Genomic DNA, 14,892 nt, shown 5'->3' with positions numbered 1-14,892 from the left:
ATTCCGTCCTGCGCGCGCTCACAACAGTCATATCATGTGCCTGCCTAGCGCAGATTGACGCGGATTGCCGCAGCGGCGGCGAAGGGCAGGATAGCGACGCTTCCCGCCGTGATCCCCGCCAGCATCAAATGCGGCGTTCCCGCCGCGAGCCCCTCCGCCCCGCGCTTGGCGGCCTCGGCGCCGAAGATCAGCGTCGGGATGTAGAGCGGCAGCACGAGGAGCGACAGGAGAAGCCCGCCCCGCTTCAGTCCCACAGTCAGCGCCGCGCCAAACGTGCCGATCATCGAAAGCGCCGGCGTGCCGAGCATGAGCGAGAGCGCGAGCCAGCCGAAGGCGGCCTCGGGCAGGTTCAGTAGGACGCCAAGCACGGGGGCCGCGAGCGTCAGCGGCAGACCCGTGGTCAGCCAGTGGGCCGCCGCCTTCACCGCGACGACGCCTTCGAGCGGGATCGGCGCCGTGGCAAGAAGGTCGAGCGAGCCGTCCTCGCGGTCGAGTGCGAATATCCGGTCGAGAGAGAGGAGGCAGGACAGGAGCGCGCCGACCCACAGAATACCGGGGGCGATCCGCCCCAGCGTGCCGCCCTCCGGCCCGACGCCGAAGGGGACGAGCACGGTCACGATGAGAAAGAAGGCAAGGCTGAGGCCGAAGCCGCCGCCGGCGCGGGTGGCAAGGCGAAGGTCGCGCAGAAGAAGCGCCGGCATCAGCGTTCCTCTCGCCCGGCGAGGCCGGGGACACCGCCCCCGGACCCCCGAAGTATTTTCGCCAAGAAGAAGCCGGTCATGCGAAGGCCGCGTCGAAGGGGTCGGCGATGCCGCCCGGCCCGGTCACCGGGCCCTTGGCGCGGAAGGGGGAGAGGTCGAGCGTCGCGGCCTCGGCGAGGCCAAGGTCGATATGGGTGGCCATGAGGGCCGCCCCCCCCGCCGCGAGATGGGCGCGGACTGCGGCGGCGAACATGGCGACCGAGGCCGCGTCGAGCGAGACCGTGGGTTCGTCGAGGAGCCAGAGCATGCGGCCGGTCACGAGAAGCCGTGCGAGGCCGAGGCGGCGCTTCTGCCCGGCCGAAAGGTTCTGCGCCGGACGGTCCGCCAGCGCGCCGAGATCCATTGCGGCGATGGCCGCGGCGGTGTCGCGCTGGCCGTAGATGCGGGCCCAGAACGCGAGATTCTCGGCCACCGTCAGCGTGGCCTTGAGCCCGTCGGCATGGCCCGCATAGGCGGCACCGTCCGCCGGAAGATCGACCCGGCCACGGAGCGGGGGCTGGAGGCCGGCGATGGCACGGAGGAGTGTCGTCTTGCCGATGCCGTTCGGGCCTCGCAGGATCAGCGCCTGCCCGGGGGCGAGCGTGAAGGCGACAGCCTCCAGAAGGGCGATACCGCCCCGCGCCACGGCCAGATCTTCGACGATCAGCAACATGCAACAGGGCCTAGCGGAAAGCGGCGTCGGGGCAAAGGGACTATGCGACGGGCAGGAGCGCCGCGGCGATCCGCCGCCCCTCGGACAGCAGCACGTTGTAGGTCCGCGCGGCGGCCGGGCTCGCCATCGTCTCGACGCCGATCCCGCGTGCTTCGAGCGCGCCGCGGAACTCTGCCGGCGGATGGGCGATGGAGGCGCCCGTGCCGAGAAGGAGCACGTCGACCTGGCCCGCGAGCGCGAGGAGCGGCACCGTCTCGCCGTAGCCGCCCCAGATCCGCGCCCCACCGGCGGTGACGAGGACCGCGCCCTGGAGGACCTCGCCGCCGATGCGGAAGAAACCGGGCCCGTAGCCGTCGATCGGGCGGGCCTGGCCGAAGCTGATCTCGGTGAGCCGGATCATCGCGCGACGCTACTTGACGTTGGCGAACTGGGTACCGGCGGGGCCGTCGTCCTTCTTGCCCCAGTCGCGCTTCACGCCGAGCATGAGAACCACGTTCTTGGCCACGTAGACCGAGGAATAGGTGCCGACGATGACCCCCCAGGTCATCGCGAAGACGAAACCTCGGATCACGTCACCGCCGAAGACGATGAGCGCGATGAGCGCTATCAGCGTGGTTCCCGAGGTCATCACCGTCCGGCTCAGCGTCTCGTTGACGGAGAGGTTGCAGAGGTCGCGCAAGGGTGTCGTCTTGTACTTGATCAGGTTCTCCCGCAGCCGGTCGAAGACGACGACAGTGTCGTTGATCGAATAGCCGAGGATCGTCAGCAGCGCCGCGATGATCGTCAGGTCGAACTTGAGCTGGAAGAGCGAGAAGATCCCGATGGTCAGGGCAATGTCGTGGACGAGGGCGACGACCGCGCCCACTGCGAATTGCCATTCGAAGCGAAGCCAGATGTAGACGCAGATCGCCGCCGTGCCGGCGAGGACCGAGAGGATCGCGGTCTTGATCAGCTCTCCCGAGACCTTGGGGCCGACGGATTCGACCGAGGGGAAGGTGATCGACGGATCGACGCCCTTCAACGCCGCCTCGACCTTCGAGATGACCTCGGGCGTGATCGCCTCGTCGCCCTCCTGCGCCTGGATGCGCAGCATGGCGACGTGCTGGTCTTCGCGGAACGTCGGGTCGAATACCTCCGTGATCGAGACATCGCCGAGGTTCAGGGGCGCGACCGCCGCGCGATAGGCGCCGACATCGACCGCTTGCGTGGACTCGGTGCGGATCGTCGTGCCGCCCCGGAAGTCGATGCCGAAGTTGAGCCCCATCACGATCGTCAGGACGATCGCGGCGAGGACGAGCGCGACCGAGCCCCAGAAGGTCACCGCCTGCCAGCGGAAGAAGTCGATGTCGGTCTTTTCGGGAACGAGCTTGAGACGGAAGGCCATGGCGGTTCCCTCACACGGTGATCGACTTGGGGCGCTTGCGGTCGAACCAGGCGGCGACCATCACGCGGGTGACGTAGATTGCGGTGAAGACCGAGGTCACGAGGCCCACGACGAGCGTCACCGCGAAGCCTTTCACCGGGCCGGAGCCGAGGAAGAAGAGGATGAGGGCGGTGATGAAGGTGGTGATGTTGGCGTCGATGATTGCCGACATCGCCTTCTCGTAGCCGAGTTCGATGGCACGCGCCGCTCCCTTCGCGGTCCTGAGCTCTTCCCGGATGCGTTCGAAGACGAGGACGTTGGCGTCGACCGCCATGCCGATCGTCAGCACGATGCCCGCGATCCCCGGCAGCGTCAGCGTCGCGCCGATGGTCGACAGGATGCCGAAGATCATCGCCATGTTGATCGAGAGTGCGATGGTTGCGAAGACACCGAAGAGCCCGTAGCTCGCGATCATGAAGGCGACGACGGCGACGAAGCCCACCGCGGCGGCGATGCGGCCGGCGTCGATCGAATCCTGGCCAAGCTCCGGCCCGATGGTGCGTTCCTCGAGGAAGTTCATCTTCGCGGGCAGCGCGCCGGCGCGCAGCAGGACCGCGAGTTTGGTCGATGTCTCGACCGTGAAGTTGCCGGTGATGATGCCCGAGCCGCCGGGGATGTGCTGGTTGATCCGGGGGGCGGAGATCACCTCGTTGTCGAGCACGATGGCGAAGAGCTGGCCGACATTGGCGGCGGTATAGTCGCCGAACTTGCGCGCGCCCGTCGGATTGAAGCGGAAGGAGACGGCGGGCCTTCCGTTCTGGTCGAAGTCGGGCCGCGCGTCGGTCAGTTCCTCGCCGGTCACGACGGGCGTGTCCTCGAGCGTGTAGAAGACGCCCTGTTCGTCGAGCGACGGCAGGATCTCCTGCCCCGGCCTCGGGATCGCGTTGCCGTCGCTGCCGCGGCCCACGACGGGCTGGAAGGTGAGTTGGGCGGTCGTGCCGATCAGTTCCTTCAGTTCGGTCGCGGAGCCGATGCCGGGTACCTGGATCAGGATCCGGTCGGTTCCCTGGCGCTGGATCGTCGGTTCGCGGGTACCGACCTCGTCCACCCTGCGGCGGATGATCTCGAGCGACTGCTGCATCGTGCGGTCGTCGGTCGCCGCGCGCTCGGCCTCGGAAAGCCGGATGATCAGTTCGTTGCCCTCGGCGGTCACCTCGATATCGGACTGGCCGACCCCGGTCAGTGTCACGACCGGGCTGGCGAGCCCGCGCGCGACCTCCACGGCTTTCGCCATCGCCTCGGGCTTCTCGATCTGGATGCGCAGTTCAGACGGGTCGGAGGGCGCGCGGCGGATGCCGCCGATCTCGCCCCGCGCCTCGGCGAGCGCGCGCCGCATCTCGGGCCAGAGCGAGTCCATCCGGGCCTTGTAGACATCGGCCACCTGGACCTCGGCCAGCAGGTGCGCGCCGCCCCTGAGGTCAAGCCCGAGGTTGACGATCGCCGAGGGCAGCCACGATGGCCAGAGCGCCCGGTCGGCCGCCTGCGCCTCTGTCTCGAAACCCGCCCGCTCGGCCGCGACGACGGCGTCGTTGTGCCGTTCGGCACGGGCGTAGAAGGCGTTCGGCAGCGCCGTCAGGAGGCCGAGGGCGCAAAGCCCCCAGATCACGATCCGCTTCCAGAGGGGGATGTGCAGCATGCTCGGCTCTCGTCAGGGGCGGCGGGGCTCAGCCGGCGTTGGCGGCCGGTTCGGTCTTCGACAGGACCTGGGAGACGGTGGAGCGCACGACGCGCACCTTCACGCCGTCGGCGATCTCGACCTCGATCTCGTTCTCGCCCTCCTTCACCCGGCTCACCTTGCCGATGATGCCGCCCTGCGTCACCACCTGGTCGCCCCGGCGCAGCGCCTCGACCATGGCCCTATGCTCCTTCATCTTCTTCTGCTGCGGGCGGATCATGAGGAAGTACATGATCAGGAAGATGAGGATCAGCGGCAGGAACTGTACGATGGCACCGGCGCCGCCGGCGCCGCCCGCGGCCTGGGCATAGGCGGGAGTGATGAGCATGAGTGCGTCCTTCTGGATGGGGGGCGCTGGTCGGCCCGATGGCGGACCTTGAGGGTCGCGGGGGAACCTATAGTCGGGACCGGGGCTTTGCAAGGCGGGGCGGCCTCCCGCGACGCGGTGTTTGACTTATGGTCGCGCCTGGAACAGCTTTGACGCTTTCTTGGTGGGAGGAACCGATGGGCAATCGTCACGAGGAAACGCTCGACCCCGACGACTGGTCGGAGGCGCGCGCCGTCGCCCATGAGATCGTCGATTTCGCCGTCGGCCACCTGAGCGGCGTGCGCGGCCGGCCGGTCTGGCAAGAGATGCCCGCCGACATCCGCGCGGCCTTCGATCAGCCCCTGCCCCAGGGGCCGACACCGCTGATCGAGGTATTCCGCGCCGTCTCCGACACTCTATTGCGCTACCCCATGGGCAATATCCATCCGCGCTTCTGGGGCTGGTACATGGGGTCAGGCAATTTCACCGGCGCCCTCGGCGATTTCCTCGCCGCCATCGACGGCTCCAATCTCGGCGGCGGCAATACGGCTGCCGCGGCGGTGGACCGTCAGGTCGTCAACTGGCTCAAGTCGATGATGGGCTTTCCCGACAGCGCGAGCGGCACCCTCACCAGCGGCGGCTCGATGGCGAACATGGTCGCGCTCACCGTCGCGCGGAACGCGATGGCGGGCGTCGACGTGCGCCTCGAAGGTGTCACCTCATTGCCGCGGCCCTTGCGGTTCTATGCGTCCGATCAGGCCCATTCCTGCCATCAGAAGGCGATGGAGACCCTCGGCCTCGGCAGTCGCGCGCTGCGCCTCGTCCCGTCAGACGGTGATTTCCGCATGAGCATCGCCGCCCTCGACGCGGCCATCGCCGAGGACCGTGCCGCAGGCTGGCGCCCCGCTTGCGTGATCGCCACCGCCGGCACCACCAACACCGGCGCAATGGACGACCTGCGCGCCATCGCGGCGATCTGCCGGCGCGAAGGGCTCTGGTTCCATGTCGACGGCTGCATCGGCGCCCTGATCCGCATTGCGCCCCGAAACCGCCTTCTGGTGGACGGGATCGAGACCGCCGATTCCATCGCCCTCGACCCGCACAAATGGCTCCACACCCCGTTCGAGGCCGGTTGCGCCCTCGTCCGCGACCGTGACCGGCACTTCAACACCTTCACGCTCCACGGCGACTATCTGGAGGAGAAACCGCGCGGCCTCGCCTCGGGCGAATTCCTCGCCGATTACGGGTTCGAGCTGTCGCGCGGCTTCAAGGCACTGAAGATCTGGATGTCGCTGAAGGAACAGGGGGCCGGGAAATTCGGCCGCCTCATCGACCAGAACATCGCGCAGGGCGCCTACCTGACCGATCTCGTTACGGCCGAACCGTCGCTGGAACTGATGGCCCCCACCGCGATCAACATCGTCTGCTTCCGCTACCTTGGCGCGGGCGGCGACGAGGCGCATCTGAAGGCGCTCAACACCGAGATCATGCTGCGCATTCAGGAGGCTGGCACCGCCGTCCCTTCCGACACCACCGTCCACGGCCGCCACTGCCTGCGCGTCGCGATCAACAACCACCGCACGCGGGCGGAGGATATCGACCTTCTGGTGCGCGAAGTCGTCAGGATCGGCCATGCTGTCGAGGCCGAGGTCGCCATGGCGACGCACGCGTGACGGAGTGTCGGGCACCCGGTTTTCTTTCCCAATCCGATCGGGCATAAGTCGCGCGCAAGAGCACCCGACGAGGTCTGACATGCACGACATCCGCGCCATCCGCGAAAACCCCGCCGCCTTCGATGCCGCGCTGGCGCGCCGTGGACTGGACGGAATGTCGCAAGAGATACTCGCCATCGACGAGGCGCGGCGGGCGAAGATACTGGCCGCAGAGACGGCACAGGCCGCCCAGAACGCCGCTTCGAAAGAGGTTGGCGCCGCCAAGGCACGGGGCGACGAGGCCGGGTTCGAGCGCCTGCGCGCGCTGGTGGCCGAGAAAAAGGCCGAAATCGCGACGCTGACCGATGAGGCGGCGACCGAGGACAAGCGCCTTCAGGACCTGCTCCTCACCATACCCAACCTGCCGCTACCCGAGGTGCCGACCGGCAAGGACGAACACGACAACGTCGAAATCCGCCGCTGGGGCACGCCGCGCAGCTTCGACTTCAACCCGGTCGAGCATTTCGAGATCGCGGGCGTGAAGCCCGGCATGGATTTCGAAACCGCCGCGAAGCTCTCGGGCGCGCGCTTCGTCCTTCTCCGCGGCGCGGTCGCCCGCATCCACCGGGCGCTGGCGCAGTTCATGCTCGACCTGCACACGACCGAGCACGGGCTGACCGAGACGATCACCCCGGTCCTCGTCAAGGACGAGGCGATGTATGGCACCAACCAGCTGCCGAAATTCGCCGAGGACAGCTACCAGACCACCAACGGCTGGTGGCTGATCCCGACATCGGAGGTGACCCTGACCAACACCGTTTCGGGCGAAATCCTCGACGAAGCCGCCCTGCCGATCCGCATGACCGCGCATACCCAGTGCTTCCGATCGGAGGCCGGCAGCGCGGGCAAGGATACCTCCGGGATGCTCCGCCAGCACCAGTTCGAGAAGGTCGAGATGGTGTCGATCACCACGCCCGACACCTCGCTGGCCGAACACGAACGCATGACGAATTGCGCGCAAGCGGTGCTCGAACGCCTCGGCCTGCCTTACCGCACCGTCGTCCTCTGCACCGGCGACATGGGCTTTGGCGCGCAGAAGACCCATGACCTCGAAGTCTGGCTGCCGGGGCAGGATCGCTACCGCGAGATATCCTCGGTCTCGGTCTGCGGCGACTTCCAGGCGCGGCGGATGAATGCGCGCTTCCGTCCGGCGGGCGGCAAGCCGGAGTTCGTCCATACCCTGAACGGCTCCGGCCTCGCGGTCGGCCGCTGCCTCATCGCGGTTCTCGAGAACGGGCAGGAGGCCGACGGCTCGGTCACCCTCCCCGCGGCGCTGGCGCCCTGGCTCGGCGGCAAGCGGCGGATCACGGCGGCGGGCGATCTGGCCTGAGCCCGCGCGGGGGCGCCCTCCCCACGCCCCCGAGTCATTTCCGGCAAGATGAAGGGATCACGTCCTCTTGACCGGATTCCCGGTGTGCTTTCTCAGCCGCGAGGGCGTGGACTTCTTGCGATCCTTGAACGGGTTCTTGTCGCCCTGGTCGCGGAAGGTCAGCCGCACCGGCGTTCCAGGCATCTCAAAGTCTGTTCGCAACCCGTTGACAAGATAGCGGGAATAGCTTTCCGGCAGCTTGTCGGCGTGGGTGCACATGACCACGAAGGCCGGCGGCCGGGTCTTCACCTGTGTCATGTAGCGGAGCTTGATCCGCCGCCCGCCCGGCGCCGGCGGCGGGTGCGCCTCGGTCATCGCCGTCAGCCACTGGTTCAGCTTCGCCGTCGTGATGCGGCGGTTCCAGACGTCATAGGCCTTCAGGATCGCCGCATGGAGACGATCGAGCCCGCGCCCCGTCTTTGCCGAGACGGTGACGAGCGGCGCGCCCTTCAGCTGTGGCAGGAGCCGCTCGAAGGCCTCGCGCAACTCCTTCAGCTTTTCGGTCTTGTCCTCTTCGAGGTCCCATTTGTTCACCGCCACGACGACCGCCCGCCCCTCGGTCTCGGCGAAATCTGCGATCCTCAGGTCCTGCTGCTCGAAGGGGATGCCGGCATCGAGAAGCACCACGACCACTTCCGCGAAGCGCACCGCGCGCAAGGCATCGGCCACCGACAATTTCTCAAGCTTGTCAACGACCTTCGCTCGTTTCCTCATGCCGGCGGTATCGAATATCCGCATCGGCGTGCCGAGATAGTCGGCCGTCACCGAGATCGCGTCGCGGGTGATCCCGGCCTCGGGCCCGGTCAGAAGCCGCTCTTCGCCGACGATCTTGTTGATAAGCGTGGACTTGCCCGAGTTCGGCCGGCCGATGACCGCGATCTGCAGCGGCCGTTCCTTCGTGGGCTTGCGCGGGCCGTCCTCGGCGGTCTCGTCCGTCACCTCGACATCGACCTCGGGCGCGTGGAGGGCCGCCTTCGCCGCCACCGCCTCGGCGATGGGGCGCAGGATGTGGTAGAGTTCGTCCATCCCCTCGCCGTGCTCGGCCGACAAGCGCACCGGCTCGCCGAGCCCCAGCGACCAGGCATCGAGCACACCGGCCTCGCCCGCGTTGCCCTCGGCCTTGTTGGCGGCGAGGATCACGTGCGCGTTCTTCTTCCTGAGGATGTCGGCGAAGGTTCGGTCCTGCGCCGTCACGCCGGCCCGCGCGTCGATGACAAAGAGGCAGACGTCGGCCAGTTCCACCGCCCGCTCGGTCAGCCGCCGCATCCTGCCCCGCAGGCTGTCGTCGGTGACATCTTCGAGCCCGGCGGAGTCGATGGCGATGAACCTCAGGTCGCCCAGCCGGGCTTCGCCCTCGCGCAGGTCGCGGGTGACGCCGGGCTGGTCATCGACGAGCGCGAGCTTCCGGCCGACGAGTCGGTTGAAGAGCGTCGACTTGCCGACGTTCGGGCGCCCGACGATGGCGAGGGTGAAGCTCATCCTTTGGTCCTTCCGGTTCGAAGCGGCGCTTCTACACCGTCCTCGCCTCAGCGGAAAGCCCGAAGCTTCCCGTCCTTGGTGACCACATAGAGGACACCGCCGGCGACCGCCGGGGCCGAGGCCGCGCCGCCCGGAAGCTCCACCGATCCGGCGAGCGCGCCGGAAGCCGGGTCGAAGGCCCGGATGAGCCCGTCCGATGACGCCACGATGAGCCGCCCGCCCGCAAGCACGGGGCCGAAGTGCGCCACGACGGCCTTGCGCCGCTTGTCCCGGTCCTTGGTGAAATAGGGCATGTCCACTCGCCAGATTTCCTCGCCAGTGGCGTCGTTTAGACGAACAAGCTGATCCTCGTCGTTGACCAGGAAGACCGAGCCTCCCGCCACCGCCACCGGGCTCAGCGCGCCGTCGCGGGCCGACCAGAGCGTCAGGCCGGTGTCGGCGTTCACCGCGGCGAGCCGCCCGGCCGCTGTCCCGGCATAGACGACGTCCCCTGCGATGACCGGATCGCCCGTCAGATCGGAATAGGCGGCGTAGGCGCGGCCTTGGCGCTGGCCCGCGACCTGCGCGCCCCAGAGGCCGGTGCCCGAATCCTTGGCCACCGCCACCATCTGCCCCGAGGAGAAGGGGAAGATCACCTGCCGCGCATCGACGGCGGGCGCGGCCGCGCCCATCACGCCAGCCGCTGAGGGCGTGCCGGGAAGCGTCCATTCCACCTTGCCGTCGCTGGCCTTGAGAGCCCAGGCCGAGGCATCGCGCGCCACGACATAGACGCGGCCGTCCGACACCGCCGGCGCCCCGCCCACCGCGGCATCGAGCCGCTGGCGCCAGGCCACGCCGCCCGTCGCGGGGTCGAGCGCCACAAGCTCGCCGAAACCGGTGGTGACGAAGACACGCCCCTCGCCGAAGGCGATCCCGCCCCCCGAGGCTTCGCCCGCGCGATCCGCCGCGGGCGTCAGGTCGGCCTGCCAGAGCGTGGCGCCGTTCGTCCCGGTCGCCGTCACGGTCGCATTGGCATCAAGCGTGAAGATGCGCCCCCCCGCGACGACGGGGTCCGCCGCGATGCGGTTCTTGCGCCCCTCGCCCGCGCCGATGGATGCCGTCCAGAGCGGCGAGAGCGGCCCGGGCAGGGCGACATGGGCAATGTGATGGGCGCTGTTGCCCGCGCGCGCGGTCCAGTCGGCATTGGCCTGCGCCGCCGGCAGCGCGATCGACTGGGCCAAGACCGGCTTCGGTGCCAGCGCGCCGGGTTCCGGCTCCGTCCCGATCACAGCCGTCCGCGGATCCTGGCGGACACCCTCCAGCACGGGTTCGCGGTCGGTGCAGCCGGCGATCACGGCGAGGGCCGCGAGTGCCCCAAATCCTTGCGAAAGTCTCACCTGCCTGCCCCTTTCCTCATACCGCCCCGTCCGGTTGCGCCCCGGCCTCAGCCGGCGTCCGGATCGCCGCCCAGCGCCACAATCAACTGCGTCACCCGCCGTTGCAAGCCCGGGGTCGCGTCCGGCTCCTGCAGGACCTGGCGCGCCAGCGCGAGAGCCTCGTCGGTCTTGCCGTCGGCCGTGAGCGCGACCGCCTGCTGCTCCATTGCCAGCGCGCGGAACGGCGCGCCAGGCTGCGCCAGCTCCGCCAGTGCGGCGTCGCGCGCCGCGGCATCCATCGACGCGCCGGCGAGGATCACCGCCTTCAGCCGCGCGAGCTGGCGGTAGTCGTCGGGCAGGCCCGGCTCGGCGGCCAGCGCCTCAAGCCGGTTCAGCGCCCCGGCGCGGTCGCCCGCCTTCAGCGCCTCGTCGGCCGCAAGGAACTGCGTCACGGCCCGTCGCGCCGCAGGCTCACCCCCGCCTCCCGTCGAGATCGCATCCAGCGCCGCAACCCGTGCCGCCGGGTCCTCGGTGTCCATCGCGGCGACAACGGCATCGCCGAAGCCTTCGGCGGCGCTGCGCACCCGCGCCTTCTGCCATTCGTTGAAGGCCGCGCCGCCGACGATGAGCAGCACGGCAAGGACGCCGATCCAGCCATACTTGCGGAAGACCGCGAAGAGCTTGTCGCGGCGCACTTCCTCGGTGACTTCGTCGATGAAACTGTCGGTCTCGCTCACGCGGCTCTCCCACCCGGCGGGACCGTGTTCGGGCCGCCCCTCGTTCCGGCCCGTCTTACACGGGAAGCGCCGCGCTTGCCAAGGGCGGCAGGGCCGTCACGATCCGTGCGGCAGGACCTGCCGCCAGCGGCCGCCCGGGGCGACGTCCGTCACCTCCTCCGGCGCGTCGACGGGGACTTTCGGCCGCGGAATGCGCTGGCCGCCGTCGTCCTCCTCGCCCGAGGACTGGCGCGCCCACATCGCGGCGTAGCGTCCGCCGCGGGCGACGAGGTCCTCGTGCCGCCCCTCTTCGACGATCCGTCCCTGTTCGAGGACCACGATCCGGTCGGCATCGGCGATGGTCGAGAGGCGGTGCGCGATGGTGATGACCGTCCGCCCCTCGCTCATCTCCTTCAGGCTCTCCTGGATGTCGCGCTCCGTCTGGGTGTCGAGCGCGGACGTGGCCTCGTCCAGAAGGAGGATCGGCGGGTTCTTCAGGAGCGTCCGCGCGATGCCCACGCGTTGCTTCTCGCCGCCCGAGAGCTTCAGCCCGCGCTCGCCCACCTTCGTCTCGTAGCCATCGGGCAGCGACATGATGAAATCGTGTATCTTCGCGGCCTTCGCGGCAGCGATCAGCTCCTCGCGGCCGGCCTCGGGGCGTCCGTAGGCGATGTTGTAGCGGATCGTGTCGTTGAAGAGCACGGTGTCCTGCGGGACGACCCCGATCTGCGCGTGCAGCGAATCCTGCCGGATGTCCCGCACGTCCTGCCCGTCGATCCGCAAGCTGCCGCCGGTCACGTCGTAGAATCGGAAGAGCAGCCGGCCGATGGTCGACTTGCCCGAGCCCGAGGGGCCGACGATCGCCACGGTCTCGCCCGCGCGGACCTTCATGCTCACACCCTTCAGGATCGGCCGCGCGGTCTCGTAGCCGAAGCGCACGTTGTCCAGTTCAACCTCGCCACCGCGCACCACCAGGTCCGGCGCTCCGGGTTTGTCGGTGATCTCTGCCGGCTGGTCGAGAAGGTCGAACATGTCGCCCATGTCGACGAGCGCCTGGCGGATTTCCCGGTAGACGGTGCCGAGGAAGTTCAGGGGCATGGTGATCTGGATCATGTAGGCGTTGACCATGACGAAATCGCCGACCGTCAGCGCGCCCGACTGCACCCCCCGCGCGGCCATCACCATGACGACGATCAGGCCCGCGTTGATCAGGAAGGCCTGGCCGAAGTTCAGCGCCGAGAGCGACTGGCCGGTGCGGACAGCCGCCTCCTCGTAGCCCGCCATCGCGCCATCGTAGCGCGCGCCTTCGCGCGCCTCGGCGCCGAAGTATTTCACCGTCTCGAAGTTCAGGAGCGAATCGACCGCCTTCTGGTTGGCGTCGGTGTCCTGTTCGTTCATCTTTCGGCGGATCTTCACCCGCATCTCGGTCACCTTGAAGGTGTAGGTGACGTAAAGCGCGATGGTCACCAGCACGGCCGCCGCGTAGCGCCAGTCGAAGGCGAGCGCGAAGATCACCGTGACCATGGTAAGCTCGAGGATCAGCGGCCCGACCGAGAGAAGCATGAAGCGGAGGAGGAACTCGACCCCCTTCACGCCGCGCTCGATGATGCGGGAAAGGCCCCCGGTCTTGCGGGTGATGTGATAGCGCATGGAGAGGCGGTGGATATGGGTGAAGGTCTCGAGCGCGAGCTTCCTGAGCGCCCGTTGCCCCACCCGGACGAAGATCACGTCGCGCAGTTCGTTGAAGCCGATTGAGCCCACCCTCGCCACGCCGTAGGCCGCGGTGAGTGCCACCGCGCCGAGCGCGAGGAGAAACGTGTCGTCCCGCGCCTCGCCGGCCAGCGAATCCACGGCCGCCTTGTAGAGGAAGGGCGTGGCGACCGAGACGATCTTGGCGGTGATTAGGGCAAGGAGCGACAGCACCACGCGGCGCTTTACCCAGGACTCGCCCTCGGGCCAGAGGTAGGGCGCGACGCGCTTCAGCGTCCGGGCACTGCGGCGCCAGCCGTCGAGGTTCTGGGGCGTGCCCGCCATGATCTGCCTTCCCGTATCCGCACCTTGCCGCTTGATCGCAGGAACCACGTCGGGTATCAAGAGAAATATTTCAATCCTTCTTGAAGAGTTGAAGAATGGACCAGCCCCGCGCCCTCGCCGCCCTCTCCGCGCTCGCCAATGCGACGCGGCTCGAACTCGTGCGGATGCTGGTCGCGACCGGCCCGGCGGGACTCGCCGCAAGCGACATTGCCGCCCGGCTGGTGCTCTCGCCCTCGCGTCTGTCGTTCCACCTCGCCGCACTCGAACAGGCGGGGCTCGTCACGTCGCGGCGCGCCTCGCGCAACATCTTCTATGCCGCCGACACGCGCGGACTCGGCGGCGTGATCGGGTACCTACTCGAAGACTGCTGCGCCGGCCACCCCGAGGTCTGCGCCTGCTGCGCCCCCACGGCGCGCGTCACTCCTGCGCGGGAACCGTGAAGATCTGGCCGGGGTAGATCAGGTCCGGGTCGCGGATCTGGTCCTTGTTGGCCTCGAAGACCTTCACGTAGAGGATGCCTTCGCCGTAGTTCTCCCGCGCGATGCGCCAGAGCGAGAAGCCCGGCTGCACCGTAACGATCATGGCCTTCGTCGCCGGCGTTGCCGCCTGGGGCGCGCCTGCCAGGGCTTCCGGGGCAGGCGCTTCGGTGGCAGGGGTGACCCCGGGCGCGGTCTCGGCCGTTACGGCGGGCGCTTCGGTCGCGGGAAGGGCCGCGGTGGCGGCGGGCTCCGCCGGCGCGGCTTCCGTCGCCGCCGGGGCGGACGCGGGCGACGCCTCGGGTGCCGGCAGCGCGGCCGCGACCGTCTCCGGTGCCTCGCGCTGGAACGGGGTCTCGAACCGCGACGTGACCTTGCCGGCCGTGTCGATCTGGTCGACGCGGAGCGTGTAGAGTCCCGGCGCCACCCCGGCGAGGCTCGCCTGCCAGTCGCCGCCCTCGGCGATCGCAGCCGTCGCCTGTTCGGCATTGTCGAGGTAGAGCCGCGCGAAGGCCCCGGCGGTGCCCCGCCCGGCGATCTCCACCGTGCCTGCGGCGCCGTAGCCGATGGTGTCGATGACGATCTCCGTGACCGGCGTGGCCGGGGTTTCCTTGCGCACGGCGCCGCCCTCGACGATCAGCACCGCCGGACCCTCCGGCGGCGGAGCGGCAGGTGCGGTCTCGGCCGGCGGTTCGGCCGTGGCAACTGCCTCGGGGGCGGGTTCGGGCAGCGCGAACGGAGCGATGATGACCTCGGCCGCCGAGGCGAGCCGCGTTCCGTCGTCGAGCACGGATTCCAGCCGCATCACCCGGGGCTGGTCGCTCGGCGGCAGGGTGAAGAGCGCGGCGAAGGCGCCGCGGCCGGCGGCGGCGGCCGTGGCCGCCTCCACCCCGTCCACGAGGATCGAGAGCAGCGCCCCCTCGCCCGCGCGGC

14 protein-coding genes are annotated in these 14,892 nt (G+C 69.0%); 3 read left to right on the top strand and 11 right to left on the bottom strand.

Features of this window, described 5'->3' with window-relative positions; genetic code table 11:
* Positions 1-44 precede the first annotated feature (44 nt).
* The 6 genes from ccmB to yajC form a co-directional block, all read right to left on the bottom strand.
* Positions 45-701, bottom strand: a complete 657-nt coding sequence (gene ccmB, locus ACMUOO_RS13330) for a heme exporter protein CcmB (RefSeq protein ID WP_301918700.1) — start codon at positions 699-701, stop codon at positions 45-47.
* A gap of 76 nt (positions 702-777) precedes the next feature.
* Positions 778-1,413 carry a heme ABC exporter ATP-binding protein CcmA gene (gene ccmA, locus ACMUOO_RS13325; protein WP_301918699.1) on the bottom strand — a complete coding sequence of 212 codons (636 nt, stop codon included), beginning with the start codon at positions 1,411-1,413 and terminating at the stop codon, positions 778-780.
* A 40-nt stretch (positions 1,414-1,453) separates the two neighbouring features.
* Positions 1,454-1,810, bottom strand: coding sequence for an Mth938-like domain-containing protein (locus tag ACMUOO_RS13320; RefSeq protein WP_301918919.1), 357 nt, complete (start codon positions 1,808-1,810; stop codon positions 1,454-1,456).
* Between the two features lie 12 nt (positions 1,811-1,822).
* On the bottom strand, positions 1,823-2,797 hold the full coding sequence (gene secF, locus ACMUOO_RS13315) for a protein translocase subunit SecF (RefSeq protein WP_301918698.1): 975 nt from the start codon (positions 2,795-2,797) through the stop codon (positions 1,823-1,825).
* A 10-nt stretch (positions 2,798-2,807) separates the two neighbouring features.
* On the bottom strand, positions 2,808-4,472 hold the full coding sequence (secD, locus tag ACMUOO_RS13310) for a protein translocase subunit SecD (RefSeq protein ID WP_301918697.1): 1,665 nt from the start codon (positions 4,470-4,472) through the stop codon (positions 2,808-2,810).
* 28 nt (positions 4,473-4,500) lie between these two features.
* Positions 4,501-4,839, bottom strand: coding sequence for a preprotein translocase subunit YajC (yajC, locus tag ACMUOO_RS13305; RefSeq protein ID WP_301918696.1), 339 nt, complete (start codon positions 4,837-4,839; stop codon positions 4,501-4,503).
* 176 nt (positions 4,840-5,015) lie between these two features.
* On the opposite strand from yajC, the gene ACMUOO_RS13300 reads away from it, so the two are divergent.
* Together ACMUOO_RS13300 and serS are read left to right on the top strand one after the other, a co-directional pair.
* Complete coding sequence (locus ACMUOO_RS13300; RefSeq protein ID WP_301918695.1) at positions 5,016-6,491, top strand: pyridoxal phosphate-dependent decarboxylase family protein; 1,476 nt, start codon at positions 5,016-5,018, stop codon at positions 6,489-6,491.
* Positions 6,492-6,570: 79 nt separating this feature from the next.
* On the top strand, positions 6,571-7,860 hold the full coding sequence (gene serS, locus ACMUOO_RS13295) for a serine--tRNA ligase (protein WP_301918694.1): 1,290 nt from the start codon (positions 6,571-6,573) through the stop codon (positions 7,858-7,860).
* A gap of 57 nt (positions 7,861-7,917) precedes the next feature.
* Here the strand turns inward: serS and der are convergent, their stop codons facing one another.
* The 4 genes from der to ACMUOO_RS13275 all read right to left on the bottom strand — a co-directional run bounded on the left by der (position 7,918) and on the right by ACMUOO_RS13275 (position 13,483).
* Positions 7,918-9,378, bottom strand: coding sequence for a ribosome biogenesis GTPase Der (gene der / locus ACMUOO_RS13290; RefSeq protein ID WP_301918693.1), 1,461 nt, complete (start codon positions 9,376-9,378; stop codon positions 7,918-7,920).
* 47 nt (positions 9,379-9,425) lie between these two features.
* Positions 9,426-10,754: a PQQ-binding-like beta-propeller repeat protein gene (locus tag ACMUOO_RS13285; RefSeq protein ID WP_301918692.1), complete on the bottom strand. Its 1,329-nt coding sequence runs from the start codon at positions 10,752-10,754 to the stop codon at positions 9,426-9,428.
* Between the two features lie 47 nt (positions 10,755-10,801).
* The gene (locus tag ACMUOO_RS13280; RefSeq protein ID WP_301918691.1) at positions 10,802-11,470 is read right to left on the bottom strand and encodes a tetratricopeptide repeat protein; all 669 of its coding nucleotides are present in this window, start codon (positions 11,468-11,470) and stop codon (positions 10,802-10,804) included.
* A gap of 96 nt (positions 11,471-11,566) precedes the next feature.
* Positions 11,567-13,483 carry an ABCB family ABC transporter ATP-binding protein/permease gene (locus ACMUOO_RS13275; protein ID WP_301918690.1) on the bottom strand — a complete coding sequence of 639 codons (1,917 nt, stop codon included), beginning with the start codon at positions 13,481-13,483 and terminating at the stop codon, positions 11,567-11,569.
* A gap of 95 nt (positions 13,484-13,578) precedes the next feature.
* Between ACMUOO_RS13275 and ACMUOO_RS13270 the strand changes: the two genes are divergently transcribed.
* Positions 13,579-13,923, top strand: coding sequence for an ArsR/SmtB family transcription factor (locus ACMUOO_RS13270; protein ID WP_301918689.1), 345 nt, complete (start codon positions 13,579-13,581; stop codon positions 13,921-13,923).
* On the opposite strand, the gene ACMUOO_RS13265 is transcribed toward ACMUOO_RS13270, so the two are convergent.
* Positions 13,901-14,892 (bottom strand): LysM peptidoglycan-binding domain-containing protein (locus ACMUOO_RS13265; RefSeq protein WP_413855484.1); only part of this gene is annotated, 992 nt, incomplete at its 5' end. The two genes, ACMUOO_RS13270 and ACMUOO_RS13265, sit on opposite strands and share 23 nt — an antisense overlap.

The organism is Albidovulum sp. (genome assembly GCF_041919395.1).
In the GTDB taxonomy this organism is placed as follows: domain Bacteria; phylum Pseudomonadota; class Alphaproteobacteria; order Rhodobacterales; family Rhodobacteraceae; genus Albidovulum.
The sequence above is the reverse complement of the archived record's forward strand: the minus strand, read 5'-3'. Positions and strand labels throughout refer to the sequence as shown.

What these genes read in the sequence shown, in the direction of transcription:
- ccmA (WP_301918699.1), bottom strand. Translation starts at nt 1,413, where the DNA reads ATGTTGCTGATCGTCGAAGATCTGGCCGTGGCGCGGGGCGGTATCGCC.
- secD (WP_301918697.1), bottom strand. Translation starts at nt 4,472, where the DNA reads ATGCTGCACATCCCCCTCTGGAAGCGGATCGTGATCTGGGGGCTTTGC.
- ACMUOO_RS13270 (WP_301918689.1), top strand. Translation starts at nt 13,579, where the DNA reads ATGGACCAGCCCCGCGCCCTCGCCGCCCTCTCCGCGCTCGCCAATGCG.
- ccmB (WP_301918700.1), bottom strand. Translation starts at nt 701, where the DNA reads ATGCCGGCGCTTCTTCTGCGCGACCTTCGCCTTGCCACCCGCGCCGGC.
- secF (WP_301918698.1), bottom strand. Translation starts at nt 2,797, where the DNA reads ATGGCCTTCCGTCTCAAGCTCGTTCCCGAAAAGACCGACATCGACTTC.
- yajC (WP_301918696.1), bottom strand. Translation starts at nt 4,839, where the DNA reads ATGCTCATCACTCCCGCCTATGCCCAGGCCGCGGGCGGCGCCGGCGGC.
- ACMUOO_RS13300 (WP_301918695.1), top strand. Translation starts at nt 5,016, where the DNA reads ATGGGCAATCGTCACGAGGAAACGCTCGACCCCGACGACTGGTCGGAG.
- ACMUOO_RS13275 (WP_301918690.1), bottom strand. Translation starts at nt 13,483, where the DNA reads ATGGCGGGCACGCCCCAGAACCTCGACGGCTGGCGCCGCAGTGCCCGG.
- der (WP_301918693.1), bottom strand. Translation starts at nt 9,378, where the DNA reads ATGAGCTTCACCCTCGCCATCGTCGGGCGCCCGAACGTCGGCAAGTCG.
- serS (WP_301918694.1), top strand. Translation starts at nt 6,571, where the DNA reads ATGCACGACATCCGCGCCATCCGCGAAAACCCCGCCGCCTTCGATGCC.